The 16,521-nt window shown below is 60.1% G+C and carries 20 protein-coding genes and 2 pseudogenes; 16 read left to right on the top strand and 6 right to left on the bottom strand.

Annotation, left to right across the window (positions count from 1 at the left end; translation table 11 throughout):
- Positions 1-29 precede the first annotated feature (29 nt).
- From RHM62_RS15750 to RHM62_RS15730, 5 genes and pseudogenes are all read left to right on the top strand, one after another.
- Positions 30-458, top strand: a pseudogene (locus RHM62_RS15750) (HlyD family secretion protein); the annotation flags it as partial.
- Between the two features lie 59 nt (positions 459-517).
- A pseudogene (locus RHM62_RS15745) lies at positions 518-697 on the top strand (FtsX-like permease family protein); the annotation flags it as partial.
- Between the two features lie 47 nt (positions 698-744).
- Positions 745-945 (top strand): hypothetical protein, encoded by a 201-nt coding sequence (locus tag RHM62_RS15740; protein ID WP_322123001.1) that lies wholly within the window; start codon positions 745-747, stop codon positions 943-945.
- 336 nt (positions 946-1,281) lie between these two features.
- Positions 1,282-1,875 (top strand): hypothetical protein, encoded by a 594-nt coding sequence (locus tag RHM62_RS15735; protein WP_322123000.1) that lies wholly within the window; start codon positions 1,282-1,284, stop codon positions 1,873-1,875.
- A gap of 37 nt (positions 1,876-1,912) precedes the next feature.
- Positions 1,913-2,506, top strand: coding sequence for a hypothetical protein (locus tag RHM62_RS15730; protein WP_322122999.1), 594 nt, complete (start codon positions 1,913-1,915; stop codon positions 2,504-2,506).
- 209 nt (positions 2,507-2,715) lie between these two features.
- On the opposite strand, the gene RHM62_RS15725 is transcribed toward RHM62_RS15730, so the two are convergent.
- Positions 2,716-3,813, bottom strand: coding sequence for a PDDEXK nuclease domain-containing protein (locus RHM62_RS15725; protein ID WP_322122998.1), 1,098 nt, complete (start codon positions 3,811-3,813; stop codon positions 2,716-2,718).
- Between the two features lie 191 nt (positions 3,814-4,004).
- Between RHM62_RS15725 and ccoN the strand changes: the two genes are divergently transcribed.
- The 7 genes from ccoN to RHM62_RS15690 all read left to right on the top strand — a co-directional run bounded on the left by ccoN (position 4,005) and on the right by RHM62_RS15690 (position 9,489).
- On the top strand, positions 4,005-5,444 hold the full coding sequence (ccoN, locus tag RHM62_RS15720; protein WP_322122997.1) for a cytochrome-c oxidase, cbb3-type subunit I: 1,440 nt from the start codon (positions 4,005-4,007) through the stop codon (positions 5,442-5,444).
- Between the two features lie 13 nt (positions 5,445-5,457).
- Entirely contained in the window at positions 5,458-6,072 is a 615-nt protein-coding gene (gene ccoO, locus RHM62_RS15715) for a cytochrome-c oxidase, cbb3-type subunit II (protein ID WP_322122996.1), read from the top strand.
- A gap of 1 nt (position 6,073) precedes the next feature.
- Positions 6,074-6,265 (top strand): cbb3-type cytochrome oxidase subunit 3, encoded by a 192-nt coding sequence (locus RHM62_RS15710; protein WP_322122995.1) that lies wholly within the window; start codon positions 6,074-6,076, stop codon positions 6,263-6,265.
- Positions 6,258-7,187 carry a cytochrome-c oxidase, cbb3-type subunit III gene (gene ccoP, locus RHM62_RS15705; protein WP_322122994.1) on the top strand — a complete coding sequence of 310 codons (930 nt, stop codon included), beginning with the start codon at positions 6,258-6,260 and terminating at the stop codon, positions 7,185-7,187. Before RHM62_RS15710 ends, ccoP begins: the two co-directional genes overlap by 8 nt.
- A gap of 76 nt (positions 7,188-7,263) precedes the next feature.
- Entirely contained in the window at positions 7,264-8,694 is a 1,431-nt protein-coding gene (gene ccoG / locus RHM62_RS15700; protein WP_322122993.1) for a cytochrome c oxidase accessory protein CcoG, read from the top strand.
- Positions 8,695-8,706: 12 nt separating this feature from the next.
- Positions 8,707-9,234, top strand: a complete 528-nt coding sequence (locus tag RHM62_RS15695; protein ID WP_322122992.1) for a FixH family protein — start codon at positions 8,707-8,709, stop codon at positions 9,232-9,234.
- Positions 9,235-9,246: 12 nt separating this feature from the next.
- On the top strand, positions 9,247-9,489 hold the full coding sequence (locus RHM62_RS15690) for a hypothetical protein (RefSeq protein WP_322122991.1): 243 nt from the start codon (positions 9,247-9,249) through the stop codon (positions 9,487-9,489).
- Between the two features lie 9 nt (positions 9,490-9,498).
- Here RHM62_RS15690 and fnr read toward each other — a convergent pair whose 3' ends face one another.
- The 5 genes from fnr to ycaO all read right to left on the bottom strand — a co-directional run bounded on the left by fnr (position 9,499) and on the right by ycaO (position 13,603).
- A complete protein-coding gene (gene fnr / locus RHM62_RS15685; RefSeq protein ID WP_322122990.1) occupies positions 9,499-10,263 on the bottom strand; it encodes a fumarate/nitrate reduction transcriptional regulator Fnr in 765 nt (254 codons plus the stop codon).
- A gap of 83 nt (positions 10,264-10,346) precedes the next feature.
- The gene (locus tag RHM62_RS15680) at positions 10,347-10,757 is read right to left on the bottom strand and encodes a DUF6691 family protein (protein ID WP_322125427.1); all 411 of its coding nucleotides are present in this window, start codon (positions 10,755-10,757) and stop codon (positions 10,347-10,349) included.
- 10 nt (positions 10,758-10,767) lie between these two features.
- Positions 10,768-11,199, bottom strand: coding sequence for a YeeE/YedE family protein (locus RHM62_RS15675; protein ID WP_322122989.1), 432 nt, complete (start codon positions 11,197-11,199; stop codon positions 10,768-10,770).
- Positions 11,196-11,525, bottom strand: a complete 330-nt coding sequence (locus RHM62_RS15670) for a metalloregulator ArsR/SmtB family transcription factor (protein WP_322122988.1) — start codon at positions 11,523-11,525, stop codon at positions 11,196-11,198. The genes RHM62_RS15675 and RHM62_RS15670 overlap by 4 nt, the downstream gene beginning before the upstream one ends.
- 356 nt (positions 11,526-11,881) lie before the next feature.
- Positions 11,882-13,603: a 30S ribosomal protein S12 methylthiotransferase accessory factor YcaO gene (ycaO, locus tag RHM62_RS15665; RefSeq protein ID WP_322122987.1), complete on the bottom strand. Its 1,722-nt coding sequence runs from the start codon at positions 13,601-13,603 to the stop codon at positions 11,882-11,884.
- A gap of 285 nt (positions 13,604-13,888) precedes the next feature.
- Between ycaO and RHM62_RS15660 the strand changes: the two genes are divergently transcribed.
- From RHM62_RS15660 to RHM62_RS15645, 4 genes are all read left to right on the top strand, one after another.
- Entirely contained in the window at positions 13,889-14,473 is a 585-nt protein-coding gene (locus RHM62_RS15660) for a sigma-70 family RNA polymerase sigma factor (protein ID WP_322122986.1), read from the top strand.
- Positions 14,474-14,511: 38 nt separating this feature from the next.
- Positions 14,512-14,739: a hypothetical protein gene (locus RHM62_RS15655; RefSeq protein WP_322122985.1), complete on the top strand. Its 228-nt coding sequence runs from the start codon at positions 14,512-14,514 to the stop codon at positions 14,737-14,739.
- A 58-nt stretch (positions 14,740-14,797) separates the two neighbouring features.
- Positions 14,798-15,571 (top strand): bacteriorhodopsin-like, encoded by a 774-nt coding sequence (locus tag RHM62_RS15650; protein WP_322122984.1) that lies wholly within the window; start codon positions 14,798-14,800, stop codon positions 15,569-15,571.
- Positions 15,572-15,638: 67 nt separating this feature from the next.
- A complete protein-coding gene (locus tag RHM62_RS15645) occupies positions 15,639-16,517 on the top strand; it encodes a polyprenyl synthetase family protein (protein WP_322122983.1) in 879 nt (292 codons plus the stop codon).
- The last annotated feature ends 4 nt before the right edge of the window (positions 16,518-16,521 follow it).

Raw genomic sequence — 16,521 nt, 5'->3', positions numbered from 1 at the left:
GATCCAGACAGCATGCCCGCACCCGTGACTTGCAGGGCCGGGGTTTCGTCGGCCGGGTCGCGCTTGATGACGCGCAACGCAATCTCGATATCGCCGCCAGCCAGTTGCGCAGCGCGCAGTTGCAGGTCGCCACCAGCCGCAGCGACGGCAGCGACACGCTGCTCGCACGTACCGCCTTGCAGCAGGCCGGGGCCAGCCTGCATCTGGCGCAAGCGCGCTTGCGTTACACCGCGATCAGCGCGCCGGCCGATGGCACGCTGATCGCGCGCAATGTCGAACCGGGCGACGTGGTCCAGCCGGGCAAGGTGCTGATGGTCTTGTCGCCGGTCGGCAAGACTCAGCTGGTGGTGCAGATTGACGAGCGCAACCTGGCCATGGTAAGGCCCGGCCAGCCGGCGCTAGGCGCGGCCGATGCGTATCCGGGGCGGCGCTTTGCGGCACGTGTCGCCTATCTGAATCCGTCGGTCGATCCGGCGCGCGGTTCGGTGGTCGTCAAGCTCGACGTGGCCGATCCGCCGGCCTGTCGGTCGCCGCCGGCATCGCCAGCGTGCTGGTGGTGTCGGTGGTGCAGCGCTCGAACGAGATCGGCATCCTGCGCGCGATGGGCGGTTCGCGCGGGCAGGTGATGCAGATCTTTCTGATCCAGGGTGGCATCGTCGGTCTGTTCGGTTCGTTGCTGGGGTCGGCGATGGCGGCCGGTCGGGCGGCCAGCAACAGCGCGTCGCGATTGCCTGCGCGCTGGCCATGTCGCCGCCGCTGATCCTGACCGACGAGCCCACCGGCAACCTCGACACCAAGGCGACTCAAAGCGTGTTTGCACTGATGTGCGAGATCAGCGCTGCCAGCGGTACTGCTTTCCTGCTGGTGACGCACAACCTCGCACTGGCGCACCGGTGCGACCGCATCATCGAGCTGGTCGACGGGCAGGTGCTTGGCAATGGGTAATTTCTACAGGACTGCCGGTGACCGTAAGCGTTTGTAAGCACACGGGTGCATCGCCGGCTACGCATTTATGGTGAGGACGTGCATCAAGTCTCTCCTCTCCCAACTGACTAGTGGGTTCATCCACGTGCGATCAAGCGCGTGGATTTTTTTTGTCGGGTGCAATTGGTTTGCGCGCAATTCAATCGCGCCCGACCTACCGCAGGCCTGCCGCTACGCGCAGTCAGTGCACTATAAAATTCATTTCCGCAAGTGTCGTACTGCAGCCGAATTGGGGTATAACCTTGCGGAACTCATCCGCGTCGATGACCGGTCCCCGAATAATTTTATAGAGTATCCATGAAGACACTGACCCTGATTTCCCGTGCAGCGATGGTGCTGGCGACGCTCACCGGCCTGGCAGCCTGCGGTGGCGGCAGCAATGTTTCCAACATCAGTGTCGGCGGTACCGTGACCGGTCTGACGACCGGCACGCTGTCCCTCAACAATGGCTATTCCAGCGTCACGCTGCCGACCAATACCAGCACCTTTGCCTTCACGGCCCGCGTACCGAGAGGCTACAGTTTTGTCACTGTCGTGACAGCGAAGTCGCCGGACCTGACCTGCCGTGTCACCAACGGCAGCGGCGTGGCGAGCAACGATGTGAACAATGTGCTGGTGGCCTGCGTGCCGAACCAGACGCTAGGCGGCAATGTCTACGGACTGACCGCGAGCGGACTGGTTCTGGCCAATGGCAGCGACACCGTCAGCGTGCCGGTCAATACCGCTCCCTTTGTTTTTCCGACCAAGATCGGTGATGGCTTCGCGTATGGTGTGACGGTCCTGACGCAACCGGCCGGCCTGAACTGCACCGTGCAAAATGGCGCTGGCACGATGAGCACCACCAACGTCAGCAACGTGGTGGTCAACTGCGTATCGAAGCCCGCTGCCTGATTCTCCCGATTTTCATACCTGTTTCCGAAAGCCTCCGATGACCACATTCACTTCCCACCTGCGCCTGCCTGTTGCGCTGCTCCTGACTTGCGCGCTGGCGGCCTGCGGCGGTTACACCACCGTCAACCTTGGTGGTGCGGTCAATGGCCTGACCACTGACGGACTGGTGCTTGCCAACGGGACTGCGAGTACCGTCAGCATTCCGGCCAATGCGACGATCTACACGTTCCCCAGCCAGATCGACGTAAACGCTGCCTTTGCCATCACCGTGCAGACCCAGCCAGCCCGGCTGACCTGCGGCGTGACCAATTCCATCGGCAGTGCCAGCGGGATTGCGATCACGACAGCCAATGTCGTGTGCGTGCCGAACAAGTATTCGCTGGGCGGTACCATCGCCAACTTGAGCGGGGCCGGACTGGTACTGACCAATGGCAGCGATACCGTCAGTCCTGCGGCTGGTGCGCAGTCTTTCACGCTGCCGACCACAGTAGCCGATGGCACCGTGTATGGCGTGGCCGTGCTTACGCAGCCTGCGGGTCAGACCTGCAGCGTGGTGGCGGGGACCGGGACGGCAGTCATGGGCGCGGCGGCGGTGACGTCGGTGCAGGTGAGCTGCGTATCAGCGACTTGACCGGCCCTGCTCCAAGTCGAAGTGGCGTTCGGCTTCGGTCAGTATCGTAGAGTGGGCACGGCCTCATCGTGCCCACGCGGTGCAGTTACCTGATCGGTGACTACTGCGCATCGTCAAGCCGTAGGGGGCAATGCCCTTCGGTTATTGCCCCCTACGACTGCGGGCCGGGCGTGCAGGGTCGTGGTGGGAACCGGAAGGGCAGTTACGGCTCATGCTTCCCCTCTCCCGGTGACCTCTTTCCGGCGAGCGTCCAATGCCTGCTGCGTTTTCCCGATTTCGTCGGCGAGCAGTTTTTCGTCGGGCAAAACCATCTGGTACTCGGCCGCCAGCACCTTGTTTGACAGTCCATCGAGCGCGTAGCGTGCTTCTGCGGCTCCTTTGTCGGTACACAGGATCAAGCCGACAGGCGGGTTCTCGCCCGGCTTCATCCAGTGTTCTTTGGCGTAATTCAGATACATGTGCATCTGGCCGGCATCGGCATGGCTGAATTTTCCGACCTTCAGATCGATGACGATCAGGCAGGTGAGCCGGCGGTGAAAGAACAGCAAATCGATCCGGAACCAGTTATCGTCCAGGCGCAAGCGACGTTGCCTGCCAACGAAGGCGAAGTCGTCGCCCAACTCCATCAGAAAGTCGGCCAGGTGCTGCGTCAATGCGCCTTCGAGGTCCGACTCGGAATAGTCGTCCTTGAGGCTCAGGAATTCCAGCACGAACGGATCCTTGAATGCCTGCTCCGGAGTAACGACGTCGTCCTGTAAAGGTTGTTCGGCCTGCTGCAGCATCGCTGTCTTGTTGCGTGACAAGGCAATGCGTTCATAAAACTGGCTGTTGACCTGGCGATCGAGCTGGCGCACGGACCAGCCGCAGCGCAGGGCTTCGGTTTCGTAGAACCGGCGGGCCGCGTCACTTTTTACCGACAGGAGACGGACGTAGGCTGACCACGGTAGCGGGAAATTGGCGGCAAGTGCGGGGAGGCTGGCAGATTCTCCAGACACTGTCTGGAGTATTGATGGCATGGACCATGCCTGATGGAATGCTCTCATCTGCCAAAGATTCTGCCTGCTAAAACCACGCCCGAAGCGCGCAGTAAGATCACTAGCCAGACGCACGATCAACGCTTCCCCATAAGCTGCGCGATCCTGACCACCTTGCTCGAACTCGACGAGTCGACGCCCGATTTCCCAATACGTCGCTGTCATGATGGCGTTGACGCTACGCGCTGCGCTGCCTCGGGCGGCATCCAGCAGCACAACGATATCGGAATGCACCGCGCCGTAATCGGACGCTAAAAAAACAGGTTTGCTCATGGCTTGAATAGAAGAATAGGACGAACCGATGCGCAGCGGGATTGCTACTTATGGTGGCGTCCCCGGCACTTTGCCCGTGTTTGCCGCAGACAGCTGCGTCCAAACTTGCCAATTTGATTCACATCAAGGATTTTTACCCTCCCGACTCTTACTCTCCCTCCCGTCAACGTTGTTATTTCGGGAGAGCATTTGTGGGAACTGAACTGAACTATAACTACAAGGTCGTCAAGCAGTTCACGATCGCCACGGTGGTGTGGGGAGTGATCGGCATGCTGGTCGGCGTGATCATCGCGGCGCAGCTGGCGTGGCCGGCGTTGAACTTCGATATTGCGTGGCTGACCTATGGCCGGCTGCGCCCTTTACATACCAATGCAGTGATTTTTGCGTTCGGTATTTGCGGTCTGTTTGCGACTTCGTATTACGTAGTCCAGCGCACCTGTCAGGTCCGGCTTTTTTCGGATGGACTGGCGGCGTTCACGTTCTGGGGCTGGCAGCTGGTGCTGATCTGCGCGACGATTTCGCTGCCGCTGGGCTTCACGCGCGGCAAGGAATACGCCGAGCTCGAATGGCCTATCGCGCTGCTGATCACGGTGGTCTGGGTCGCGTATGCGGTGGTGTTCTTCGGCACACTGGTCAAGCGCAAGGTCAAGCATATCTACGTCGCGAACTGGTTCTTCGGCGCCTTCATCCTGGCTGTTGCGATCCTGCATATCGTCAATGGCGCCAGCATGCCGGCCTCGTTCACCAAATCGTATTCCGCTTATTCGGGCGTGCAGGACGCGATGATCCAGTGGTGGTACGGCCATAACGCCGTGGGCTTCATCCTGACCGCCGGCTACCTCGGCATGGTCTATTACTTCATTCCCAAACAGGCAGAACGTCCGGTCTATTCGTACCGGTTGTCGATCGTCCATTTCTGGGCGCTGATCTTTACCTACATGTGGGCCGGTCCGCATCACCTGCATTACACCGCCTTGCCTGACTGGACCCAATCGCTGGCCGTGGTGTTCTCGCTGATCCTGCTGGCACCGTCGTGGGGCGGGATGATCAACGGCATCATGACCTTGTCCGGCGCCTGGCACAAATTGCGGTCGGACCCGATTCTGAAGTTCATGATCGTGTCGCTGTCGTTCTACGGCATGTCGACCTTCGAAGGTCCGATGATGTCGATCAAGACCATCAATTCGCTGTCGCACTACACCGACTGGACGATCGCCCATGTCCATTCCGGCGCGCTGGGCTGGGTCGGCTTCATCACGATGGGCTCAATCTATTACCTGATTCCGCGCCTGTCCGGCAAGAACGCGATGTGGAGCCCGCGCCTGGTCGACACCCACTTCTGGGTCGCCACCATCGGCGTCGTTCTGTACATCTCGTCGATGTGGATTGCCGGCGTGATGCAGGGCCTGATGTGGCGCGCAGTCAATGCCGACGGCACGCTGACCTACAGTTTTGTCGAGAGCGTCAAGGCCACTTATCCGTACTACGTGATCCGTGTCAGCGGTGGCCTGCTGTACTTCTCGGGGATGGTGATGATGGCGGTCAATACCTTCATGACGATGCGCGACGGCACGGCCGTCGAGGCGCGCATTCCTTCCCTCGCTGCTTCCCATTTACCTAGCCAAGCCTGATCAGGAGTCATCAATGAAGTTTTCCCATGCGTGGATTGAAAAGAACCCGTGGTTGCTGATCGCGCTGGTGCTGGTGGTTATCAGCATCGGTGGCCTGGTTGAAATCGTGCCGCTGTTTTTTCAGAGCTCGACCACCGAGCCGATCACCGGCCTGAAACCGTACTCGGCCCTGCGACTGTCAGGGCGCGACATTTACGTGCGCGAGGGCTGCTACAACTGCCACTCGCAAATGATCCGGCCGCTGCGTGCCGAGACCGAGCGCTATGGCCATTATTCGGTGGCCGGCGAGTTCGTCTATGACCGTCCGTTCCAGTGGGGATCGAAACGTACCGGTCCGGATCTGGCCCGCGTCGGCGCGCGTTACAGCGATGACTGGCATGCGATCCATCTGAATAACCCGCGCGATCTGGTGCCGGAATCAAACATGCCCGGTTACCCGTGGCTGGCCACGACCAAGCTGGTGCCGGGCGACGTCACCGCCAAGATGCGTGCCTTGCAGCGCCTCGGCACGCCGTACACCGAACAGGAAGTTAGCGACGGTCCCGGCACGCTGGAAGGCAAGACCGAACAGGACGCCCTGATCGCCTACCTGCAAGGGCTGGGTACATTGATCAAGACAAGGAACTGAGATGGCCATCGCCTTTATTTTTAACGACCTCAGCAGTGTCATGACCGTGGTTAGCCTGACCACCTTTGTCGGCATTGTCTGGTGGACCTTTGTACTCAACCGCAGCGCCGATTTCGACGAGGCCGCCCACCTGCCGTTTGCTGATGACGCCGACGGCGGTCCACCCACTTCGACGGAGAACAAACATGGCTGACTTTACCAGCGGTTTCTGGAACATCTTCATCACCGTGCTGACCCTGCTGGGCGTGTTCGGTTGCGGCTTGCTGTTGTGGGCGCAGTCGCGCCAGCAGATTGTCGTCAAGCCCGGCGCGGACGGCGGGATCGGTACCACCGGCCATGTCTGGGATGAAAACCTGACCGAGCTGAACACGCCGATGCCACGCTGGTGGATGTGGCTGTTCACCATCACGATCGTCTTCGCACTGGTCTACCTGTACCTGTATCCGGGATTGGGTTCCTACCCCGGCAAGCTCGGCTGGACCTCGACCGGCCAGTACACCGAAGAACTGAAAAAAGCCGACGCCGAATACGGCCCGCTGTTCGACGGTTACCTGAAAAAAGACCTGAAGGTGGTCGCTGCCGATCCGCAAGCGCATGCGATTGGCGAGCGCCTGTTCCTGACGTATTGCGCGCAATGTCACGGCTCGGATGCCCACGGCAGCAAGGGCTTTCCGAACCTGACCGACAGGGACTGGTTGTATGGCGGCGATCCCGAGACCATCAAGACCACGCTGCTGCATGGCCGTAACGGCATCATGCCGCCCATGGGTGCTGCGCTGGGATCGGACGCGGATGTCGCGAATGTCGCGCAGTACGTACTGAGCCTGTCGGACGCGCCATCGGATCCGATCAAGCGCGTGCTGGGCCAGTCGAAATTCGCGGTCTGCGCAGCCTGCCACGGGGCTGATGCAAAAGGCAATCAGGCACTCGGGTCGCCCAACCTGACCGACAAGATCTGGCTCTATGGCGGCAGCGCCGACACCATCATGGAAACCATCCGCAAGGGTCGCAACAACGTGATGCCGGCGTTCCAGGATTTTCTTGGCGAAGCCAAGGTGCATGTGCTGGCCGCGTATGTCTGGAGCTTGTCGAACGATCCGGTGGCGCAGAAGTAATGACCGGGTCGGGCGCGATGGCGCGCCCGACCCGCGCGCTTCCGGTCAACCCGTTTTCAGGAAAAAGTAGTCGCTTATGAGCACCCCCGAAGTCTCGGTCATCAAGATGTACGCCGCCCGCGAAGAAATCTACCCGCGAGAAATCAAAGGTCGATACGCGACCTTGCGCTGGCTGTGCGTGTGGCTCACGCAGCTGGTGTTTTACGGTTTGCCGTGGCTGCAATGGAATGACCGGCAGGCTTTGCTGTTTGACCTGGGCGCGCGCAAGTTCTACATCTTCGGCATCGTGCTGTGGCCGCAGGATTTCATTTACCTGGCCGTGCTGCTGATCATCTGTGCCTACGGGCTGTTTCTCGTGACCGCGGTAGCCGGGCGGGTCTGGTGCGGCTTTGCCTGTCCGCAAACCGTCTACACCGAAATCTTCCTGTGGATAGAACGCCGGATCGAAGGCACACGCAGCGCCCGCATGCGCCTCGACAAACAAGCCTGGGGCATCGACAAGCTCTGGCGCAAGTCGGCCAAGCATCTGGTCTGGGGCGCGGTCGCGCTCTGGACCGGGCTGACCTTTGTCGGTTACTTCACGCCGGTGCGTTCGCTCATCGGTGCCGTCGCCAGTCTCGGTCTCGGTCCATGGGAATGGTTCTGGATCCTGTTCTATTCACTGGCGACTTACGGCAATGCCGGCTGGATGCGCGAGCAGGTCTGCAAGTACATGTGTCCGTATGCGCGCTTCCAGAGTTCGATGTTCGACAAGGACACGCTGATCATCACCTACGACACCGATCGTGGCGAGCCGCGTGGTCCGCGCAGCAAGAAAACCATCGCGCCCGCCGCCAAGGCACAAGGCGACTGCATCGATTGTTCGATGTGCGTGCAGGTCTGCCCGACCGGCATCGATATCCGCGATGGCTTGCAATACGAATGTATCGGTTGCGCGGCCTGCATTGATGCCTGCAATTCGGTGATGGCAAAGATCGATTTGCCGGCCGGCCTGATCCGCTATTCGACTGACCATGCGATCACCAAAAAATGGTCGTTCGCGCAGATGCAGGCCCGCGTGCTACGACCGCGCGTGCTGATCTACACCGCGATCCTGGCATTGATCATCAGCGCGTTTTTTGTCTCGCTGTTCATGCGCACGCCGCTGAAAATGGATGTGATCCGCGACCGCGGCAGCATGGGTCGGGAAGTCGAGGACGGCATGATCGAAAACGTCTACCGGCTGCAGATCATGAACACCGACGAAGCCCGCCATCACTTCAAGATTTCGGTTGCCGGCATCGATGGCATTGCGCTGGCGTCGCCCGACGAACTCGACCTCGAAGGCACCGGTTCGCGCGCGGTGCCGGTGCGGGTCCGGGTGGCGGCAGGCGAGGGCAGGCCGGGCTCGAACAAGATCAGCTTCACGCTGGTTGCGACCGACCACATCAACCAGAAGGTCACCGAAAAAGCAGTTTTTTTTGTGCCGCGCGGTGCCGGTCACGATGAGCACGACGACCATCATTAACAGGAGAACACCATGCATGCCTCAACCCTGATCCACAAACCCGCTCCCTGGTACAAGCACCGCTGGCCGTGGCTGCTGATGCTCGGCCCCTTCCTGGTCATTGTTGCCGGTTCGGTGACGATCTGGCTTGCCGTGACCCATCAGGATGCGCTGGTTGTCGACGACTACTACCAGCAGGGTAAGGCCATCAACCTGGACTTGCGGCGCGATCGCGTGGCGACGGCGATGGGTTTGTCATTCATTGGCCAGATCGATGCGGCCACCGATACGCTGAGCGGTACTCTGTTCGCCGCCGGCCCGCCACCGGCCGGAAAAATCCGCGTGCATCTGGCCCATCCGACCCTGCCGGAAAAGGATATCCGGCTGATCACTGCGCTGGATGACAGCGGACATTTTCAGGTAGCGCTGCCGCTGCTGGACCGCGCCGTCTGGCAGATCCTGATCGAGAGCCAACAGCGTGACTGGCGTCTCAATGGTGAATTGACATGGCCGGAGCAAAAAATCATGATGTTGAGCGCCGACGTGCCGCCGCACCAATAAAAAGGCCAGACCATGTTGCGACTAGTGATGACGATTTTGTGGCCCGCATTCCTCGCCGCGATTGCCGCGACCGGGCTGTTTTTTTCGCTGTTTGATCCGTCTGAATTGCTGCTGCGCTTCAGTGTTGCAACCGGCTTGCCCGACATTGCCTGGTACACGATCGGCTTTTTTTCAAGCTGGCTGTTCTGTGCGTTGTCGAGCTTGCTGACGCTCTATCTGATGCAGGTGCCGGATGACCGGACCCTGCCGTTCTGAGGCCGATAGTTACATCGGTGTGCAATGCGTCGTCCCGGCTGCCAGCGCCCTGAGTGTTGTCGCATCGGTGAGCCGGACTTCGCGCTTGTCGACTTCCAGCCAGCCCTGTTTCTTGAAGCGCGACAGCAAGCGGCTGATGCTCTCGATGGTCAGGCCGAGGTAATTGCCGATATCTTCGCGCGACATGCGCAACTGGAAGCTGGTCGCCGAATAACCGCGCGTCGCATAACGCGACGACAGGTTCACGAGGAAAGCCGCGAAGCGCTGCTCGGCGCGCATGTTACCGAGCAGTAGCATCACGTTCTGCTCGCGCATGATTTCCTGACTCATGATGCGATGAAAGTGATGCAGCAGGCGCGGGATTTCGCCGAACAATTCTTCGAGCCGGGCAAACGGAATCTCGCACACTTCGCTGTCTTCGAGCGCCACTGCATCGCAATGATGTCGCTCGGTACTGATCGCATCCATGCCGAGCAGCTCGCCGGCCATCTGGAATCCGGTGATATGGGTGTCGCCGCCGGGATTGATCTGAAAGGTCTTGAAGTGGCCGAAGCGGATCGCGTACAGGTTGCGAAACGGATCCTCCATCCGGTACAGGGCTTCGTCGCGCTGGATGCGGCGACGCCGTCCGATGATCTGGTCGAGCCGGTTGATGTCGCCTTCGTCGAGGCCCATCGGCAGGCACAACTGGTGCAGGCTGCAGCTCGCGCAACTAGCCTTGATGGCATGAATGGTTTGCGCGGGCGTGGGAGAGTAGGTCAGTGGTTGGGTCATGGCTTTGTATGTATCACAAAAGCACGGTCAAAGACCGATCTTGGCTGCAAATGACGACATCAAGCAGACCGGATGGGATCAAATCAGCGTTTCTCGAGCACCGTAAATAGCATCATCCCGGCCAGCATCGCCGCGACAAACAGCAACGCCTGCTGCCCGCCGCCGGCCAGCGAAGCCAGTGCCGGACCCGGGCAGTAACCGGCTAGTCCCCAACCGACGCCAAACGTGAGCGAGCCCAGCACCAGCCGGCGATCGATGTCGCGCGAGGTCGGGATCTGCAATGCGTCGCCGAAGTAGGCCTTCGCCCGGCTTGCGGTCAGGCGGAACGTCAACAGTCCGACCAGGATCGCACCGCCCATGACCAGTCCGAGCGACGGGTCCCAGTTGCCGGTGATGTCAAGAAAGCCGATCACTTTTGCAGGGTCGGTCATGCCCGACAGGATCAGGCCAAGGCCGAACACTAGGCCGGCCAGCAATGCCAGTAGCAGTTTCATCATCATTTCCTCAAGCCAGCACGTGGCGAACAATATAAACACAGGCAAACCCGGCCAGCATGAAGGCCGCCGTTGCCACCATCGAGCGTGGCGACAGGCGCGCCAGTCCGCACACACCATGACCGCTGGTGCAGCCCGCGCCATAGCGGGTGCCGAGTCCGACCAGCAGGCCGGCGACGATTAGCGTGAGATTGCCGGCCTCGACGTGTACTTCAGGTAACGGTGCGAACAGACGCCAAACCAACGGTGCGGCAAGCAGCCCGAGCACGAACACCGCACGCCATCCGATATCGCCACGCACGGGCCGCAACAGGCCACCGAGGATGCCGCTGATGCCGGCGATCCGGCCATTGAAAAACAGCAGCATCGCTGCAGCGATCCCGATCAATACCCCGCCGGCCAGCGAGGTCCACGGGGTGAAATGTATCCAGTCTATGGTCATGGTGTCGTTCCGTTTTCAGATTGGCAAAATTGTTCGATCAGTACTTGCATCACCGCCAGCGCCTGCGTGCTGGCGATGCGGTAAAAGATTTGCTTGCCCTCACGCCGCGTGCTGACCAGCGCTTCGGCACGCAGGATGGTGAGTTGCTGCGATAGCGTCGGCTGGCGTATCCCGGTCAGGGTTTCGAGCTCGCCGACGCAGTATTCGCCCTGGCCGATCTGGCACAGCAACAGCAAGCGGGTCGGATTGGAGAGCGCCTTGAGCAAGGCCGCCGCCTGGACAGCGGAGGCTTGCAGCTGGTCTAGCGGAATGGGGGGAGCGGACATGGAGAGGTGACGAAATTTAAAAACACATTATATGGATTTATATTTCGTTTGAAGGATTTATTTTGCGGGGGGGGGCAAGTGTCTGATGAGGCTGCAAGTTAGGTGAGCACGGCTTTTTGTGCTCACGTGCGCGGAACGACGGTGCTGGTTAATTCGGACTTTGGCGGTGCATTCGCGTGGGCACGGTGAGGCTGTGCGCCGCACCCCCAAACCGGACATTTCTATTTTGCTCCAACAGGGTGGGCACGGCTGCTTGTGCCCACGCGCGCGCATCGGAGATACCGGTCAATTCTGCTGGTTCGGTGGTGCATTCGCGTGGGCACGGTACAGCCGTGCCCACGCACCGGGCTTCGGGCTTACGCGGCTGTTGCGAATAGCTTGTCGTAGGCCGCCAGCAAGGTCTGGTGCATCGCGCTGCCTTCCATGTCGGGACCCAGCGTGGCCAGTCCGAAAAAGTATTCGCTGCGGTCGAGCAGGGCGGTGGCCTGGCGGACGGTGTCGGCACCGTACAGCAGCACCAGGGCGCGCTGGTAGTCCTCGTCCTGTCCGAGTTGCACCAGACTGTCGATGCAGCGATAGACCAGCCGGCGTGCCGGGTTCATCTGCTTGTACTGGTGAATCCAGTCGCAGCCTTCGCGGATCGCTTCGTCGTCGCCGATGGCCAGCGCCAGCAGGGTTTTCAGTTCGCCGATGCGCAGTTCTTTCCAGGTCGTGCCGGCCGGGATTGCCAGCCCGAGGATTTCCCATAACGGGCGCTCGTCGTTGAGGTTCGAGGTCTGCAGGTAGGCCAGCAGGTCGGCGCATTCTTCTTCGTTGAGGGAGTCAAGCCGTACCAGCGCCGGACGGATGTCATTGCCGACGCTATTGTTTTCCCATTCGAGATCTTCGACCGGGTAGATTTCCGACATGCCCGGCACCAGGATGCGGCAGCTGTAGGCGCCTTGCTCGCTGAAGTCCGATACGTAGATGTCCTTGTCTTCGGCAGCGACGGCTGCGCAGAGCCAGTTGTAGTCCTCTTCGGTGGTGTTGCTGAAGTTCCAGTCGGCGAACGGAAAGTCGGGCGTGTCACCGAGGAAGTCCCAGCTGACCACGCCGCTGGAATCAACGAAGTGGATTTCGAGGTTGGCCACGGCGGTGATTTCATCCATGTCGAAGCCCGGTTCCGGGAAGCCTTCGAGCGAGGCCAGCGCGCGGCCTTGCAGTAGTTCGGTCAGCGCCCGCTCAAGCGCAATCTCAAAGCGCGGATGCGCGCCGAAGCTGGCGAACAAGCCCTGGTCGCCCGGATGCAGCAGCGTCACGCACATGACCGGATAGCGGCCACCGAGCGACGCATCGCGCACCAGGATGCCGAAACCGGCGTCACGCAGGCCCTTGATGCCGGCAGCAATGCCGGGATAGCGGGCAATCACCTCGTCCGGTACTTCCGGCAGGCACAGCCCTTCGCTGATGATGCGGTACTTGATATGACGCTCGAAAATTTCGGACAGCGCCTGGCTGCGCGCTTCCATCATCGTATTGCCGGCGGCCATGCCATTGCTGACATACAGATTGCCGATGATGTTGACCGGGATCCAGGTCTGCTCGCCATCGCGCAGGCGGGTGTACGGCAATGTGCAGATGCCGCGTGCGATATTGCCCGAGTTCAGGTCGACCAGCACCTGGCTGTCGATTTCGCCGTTGGGATTATAAAAGCTGTGCAATGCCGGATTCATCATCTCGACCGGCCAGCGACCGTCTTCGGTCGGCGCAAACCAGCGTTCCTGCGGATAGTGGACGAACGGACGGTTGGCACGGGTCGCACCAAGATAAAAATGGGTCCAGAAATAATGCGTACCCAGACGCTCGAAAAATTCGCCCAGTGCACTGGCACGTGCAGCCAGTTCGGTGGCGCCTTTGCCGTTCGAAAACAGCATCGGGCATTCGTGGTCTTTCATATGCACCGACCAGATCGCCTCGACCGGGTTGAGCAGCGAGGATTCGTCCAGATGGAAACCGCGTCCGGCAAGCTTGGCCTGCATCGTGCGGATCGTCGATTCGAGGGAGGCGTCTTTGCCGGGGATGAAGCTTTCTGTGTGCATGGCGGGCAATCGGTGGGTTGTTGGGGGCGGGAGTGCAGCGATTTTGCGGAGGCTGATATGCTACCGCAAACTCCGTGGGCGGCCGCATGGTTTCGGTCTTAGGAAAAAAACGATTGGTTGCCTGTGAAGGTGCTACTAAGTTGGTACACTCGGCGCACTCAGCGATAACTAAAAAAGTAGTACTACAGAGAAGCGGTGCTCCCCATGTCAGATAGCAGCCCAGTAGTCCCGCCGCCGGAGCCGCGGCCACGCCCGGAACAATCCGATACCAGCAAGGCCGACGATATGCTGATCCGTAGCTTTTGTGACGGTGAATTGCGCGCCTTCGAAGTGCTGGTCATCAAATATCAACGCCGTGTAGCCGCCGTTATCAATGCGTCGGTCCACAACAATGGCGTGGCGGAAGAGCTCACCCAGGAGACTTTTTTGCGGGCCTATCGCAGCCTGCCGGGGTTTCGTTTCGAGAGCGGGTTTGCGACCTGGCTGTATGCGATTGCCCGCAACCTGATGATCTCGTATCATCGCGACGGGCACGGCAAAGCCGATAATCGCGTTTCGCTCGACGATATGGCAGAGTCACTTGGTCTGGCGGCCACCGAGCGTTTGCAAGGGACCGTCGACGGTCCCGAGGAGTTGCTGGCGGAGCAGCAACTGGCTGCCGGTATCCGGCGCTCGATCGATGGTTTGTCAACGCCAATGAAGGATGCGTTGATGCTGCGCGAGGAGGAGGGTTTGAGCTATGCCCAGATCGCCGAGTCGATGGATATGCCGCTCAACACAGTTCGCTCAAATATTTTTCGTGCACGTGCAACTATTGCCGATGCTATTCGTCCTTTGCTGGACAGGACCATTACCCAGAGATTTCTTTGATTTTGACATCACGTATCGACAGCCAGGTAACTGCTTCAATGCTTCTCGACGACGAGATGAGCCAATCAGAGTTCGATGCCGCCCTCGCAGTCGTCAAGGCCGATCCGGCCATGATGACCGCGCTGGCAGCATCTCAGTTCGTCAACGATGCGCTGCAAGGTCATCTTTGCCTCGACAACAATTTCACTGCAAGAATCATGCAGTACATTGCAGCGAGTGAGGCAGAGCGGCTTGCACAGTCTGACGACGAATCCGGCCCCGGGTAGCGGTGTCTGAAAACTCCGCACTTCGCCACTGGTGAGGTGCGGAACTGTCAGCAATAACATGATCATCGGAGAATCGTTCATGGAAGCAGTCACACTTGGTCAGTACGAATTGGTCTACAACGCCTTTTCATTTGCAATCGCCGTCATGGGAGCGGCAACAATATTTTTCTTTCTGGGCCGTTCGCAAGTCGCTTCGGCTTACCGCACCGCTCTTACCATCACCGGCCTGGTCACCTTGATCGCGGCTTACCACTACCTGCGGATTTTCAATTCGTGGGAAGCCGCTTTCGTGATTACCGGCGACCAGATCAAAGCCTCCGGTATCAAGTTCAATGATGCCTATCGCTACGTTGACTGGCTGCTCACCGTGCCACTGTTGCTGATCGAACTGATCCTTGTGATGCGTTTGCCACGTGCCGAAACCATCGCTAAAAGCACCAAGCTCGGCTTGCTGGCTGCGTTGATGGTCGTGCTTGGTTATCCAGGTGAAATCTCGGCAGACGGCGGCACCCGCTGGATGTGGTGGAGCCTGGCCATGATCCCGTTCCTGATCATTGTCTATGACCTGTTTGTCGGCCTGAAAAAATCGATCGATTCACAACCTGCCGCAGCACGCGGACTGATTAGCACCGCTCGCTGGGTGACGGTCATTTCATGGTGTTTCTATCCGGTCGTGTTCGTGTTCCCGATGATCGGTTTCACCGGTAGCAGCGCTGCCACCGCCGTGCAAGTCGGCTACACCGTCTCCGACATCGTCGCCAAGGCCATGTTCGGCGTCTTGATCTATATGATCGCAGTACGCAAATCCGAAGCAGAAGGCCAGCACGCCTGATCAGTGCGATGCCAGACCGTCGCAGCGTTGCTGCGGCGGTCGTTCCTGTCTTCACCGGAGGTTTGCAATGACCGCTTTATCCCTATCTGCTCTTCCTACTTTGATTCGGCAGTGCGATAGCTTGTCCGCACTGGTGGAAACCCGCATGGCCGAACTGGCCAGGGTCAGTTTGCCATCGACGCTGGTCGGTGCGCTCTCGCACCATCTCGATTCCGGCGGTCAGCGCGTGCGCGCGCGGCTGGCCCTGCACGCGGCCCGGGCCTTGAATTTGTCCGGCGAAGATGCAGTCACCATCGCCGTGACCGTCGAACTGCTGCACAACGCTTCGCTGATCCACGACGACCTGCAGGACCGCGATGTGCAACGCCGCGGCTGTGCGACGCTCTGGTCTGCCTTCGGCGAGAATGTCGCGATCTGCGCCGGCGACCTGCTGCTGTCAGCTGCCTACGGCAACTTGTGCCGCTTCAGCGATAGCACCCGCTTGCCGCAGTTGCTCGCCCAGGTGCACTCCGCCACCGCCAGTGCCGTCCACGGCCAGTGCGCCGACCTGTCCGGTCAAGCATGCGACATCGCACTCTATGAAAAAATCGCCGCCGCCAAGTCCGGTGCCTTGCTCGGCCTGCCGCTTGAATTAGTGCTCATTGCGACCGGTCACGACACATCGCTGGCGCTCGCGCGGCAGGCAGCCAATGCCTTTGCGGTTGGCTATCAGATCGTTGACGACATTGACGACATCGACAAGGACCGCGGCACCGACGACCAGCCGGCAGGACTCAATGCCTGCCTGGTACTGGCCGCTTCCGGTCATGGCGATTACGCGCACATGGTGGCGCGACAATTGGCGCTGGCCCGGTTTGACGACGCGATCGGGTTTGCGCGGCGCTTGCCGAACGATGCCGGCGCGTTGCTCGCCAGTCTTGCGCAAACCCTGTCGGGGCGGCTATGAAGCT

The sequence above is a fragment of the Actimicrobium sp. CCC2.4 genome (genome assembly GCF_034347385.1).
GTDB lineage: Bacteria > Pseudomonadota > Gammaproteobacteria > Burkholderiales > Burkholderiaceae_D > Actimicrobium.
The sequence above is the reverse complement of the archived record's forward strand: the minus strand, read 5'-3'. Positions and strand labels throughout refer to the sequence as shown.

Excerpts from the sequence above, each read along its gene's own strand:
- RHM62_RS15725 (WP_322122998.1), bottom strand. The coding sequence starts at position 3,813 with ATGAGCAAACCTGTTTTTTTAGCGTCCGATTACGGCGCGGTGCATTCC.
- RHM62_RS15735 (WP_322123000.1), top strand. The coding sequence starts at position 1,282 with ATGAAGACACTGACCCTGATTTCCCGTGCAGCGATGGTGCTGGCGACG.
- RHM62_RS15695 (WP_322122992.1), top strand. The coding sequence starts at position 8,707 with ATGCATGCCTCAACCCTGATCCACAAACCCGCTCCCTGGTACAAGCAC.
- fnr (WP_322122990.1), bottom strand. The coding sequence starts at position 10,263 with ATGACCCAACCACTGACCTACTCTCCCACGCCCGCGCAAACCATTCAT.
- RHM62_RS15650 (WP_322122984.1), top strand. The coding sequence starts at position 14,798 with ATGATCATCGGAGAATCGTTCATGGAAGCAGTCACACTTGGTCAGTAC.
- RHM62_RS15660 (WP_322122986.1), top strand. The coding sequence starts at position 13,889 with ATGCTGATCCGTAGCTTTTGTGACGGTGAATTGCGCGCCTTCGAAGTG.
- RHM62_RS15655 (WP_322122985.1), top strand. The coding sequence starts at position 14,512 with ATGCTTCTCGACGACGAGATGAGCCAATCAGAGTTCGATGCCGCCCTC.
- RHM62_RS15645 (WP_322122983.1), top strand. The coding sequence starts at position 15,639 with ATGACCGCTTTATCCCTATCTGCTCTTCCTACTTTGATTCGGCAGTGC.
- ccoG (WP_322122993.1), top strand. The coding sequence starts at position 7,264 with ATGAGCACCCCCGAAGTCTCGGTCATCAAGATGTACGCCGCCCGCGAA.
- RHM62_RS15690 (WP_322122991.1), top strand. The coding sequence starts at position 9,247 with ATGTTGCGACTAGTGATGACGATTTTGTGGCCCGCATTCCTCGCCGCG.
- RHM62_RS15680 (WP_322125427.1), bottom strand. The coding sequence starts at position 10,757 with ATGAAACTGCTACTGGCATTGCTGGCCGGCCTAGTGTTCGGCCTTGGC.
- ycaO (WP_322122987.1), bottom strand. The coding sequence starts at position 13,603 with ATGCACACAGAAAGCTTCATCCCCGGCAAAGACGCCTCCCTCGAATCG.
- ccoO (WP_322122996.1), top strand. The coding sequence starts at position 5,458 with ATGAAGTTTTCCCATGCGTGGATTGAAAAGAACCCGTGGTTGCTGATC.
- ccoP (WP_322122994.1), top strand. The coding sequence starts at position 6,258 with ATGGCTGACTTTACCAGCGGTTTCTGGAACATCTTCATCACCGTGCTG.
- RHM62_RS15670 (WP_322122988.1), bottom strand. The coding sequence starts at position 11,525 with ATGTCCGCTCCCCCCATTCCGCTAGACCAGCTGCAAGCCTCCGCTGTC.
- RHM62_RS15740 (WP_322123001.1), top strand. The coding sequence starts at position 745 with ATGTCGCCGCCGCTGATCCTGACCGACGAGCCCACCGGCAACCTCGAC.
- RHM62_RS15710 (WP_322122995.1), top strand. The coding sequence starts at position 6,074 with ATGGCCATCGCCTTTATTTTTAACGACCTCAGCAGTGTCATGACCGTG.
- RHM62_RS15675 (WP_322122989.1), bottom strand. The coding sequence starts at position 11,199 with ATGACCATAGACTGGATACATTTCACCCCGTGGACCTCGCTGGCCGGC.
- RHM62_RS15730 (WP_322122999.1), top strand. The coding sequence starts at position 1,913 with ATGACCACATTCACTTCCCACCTGCGCCTGCCTGTTGCGCTGCTCCTG.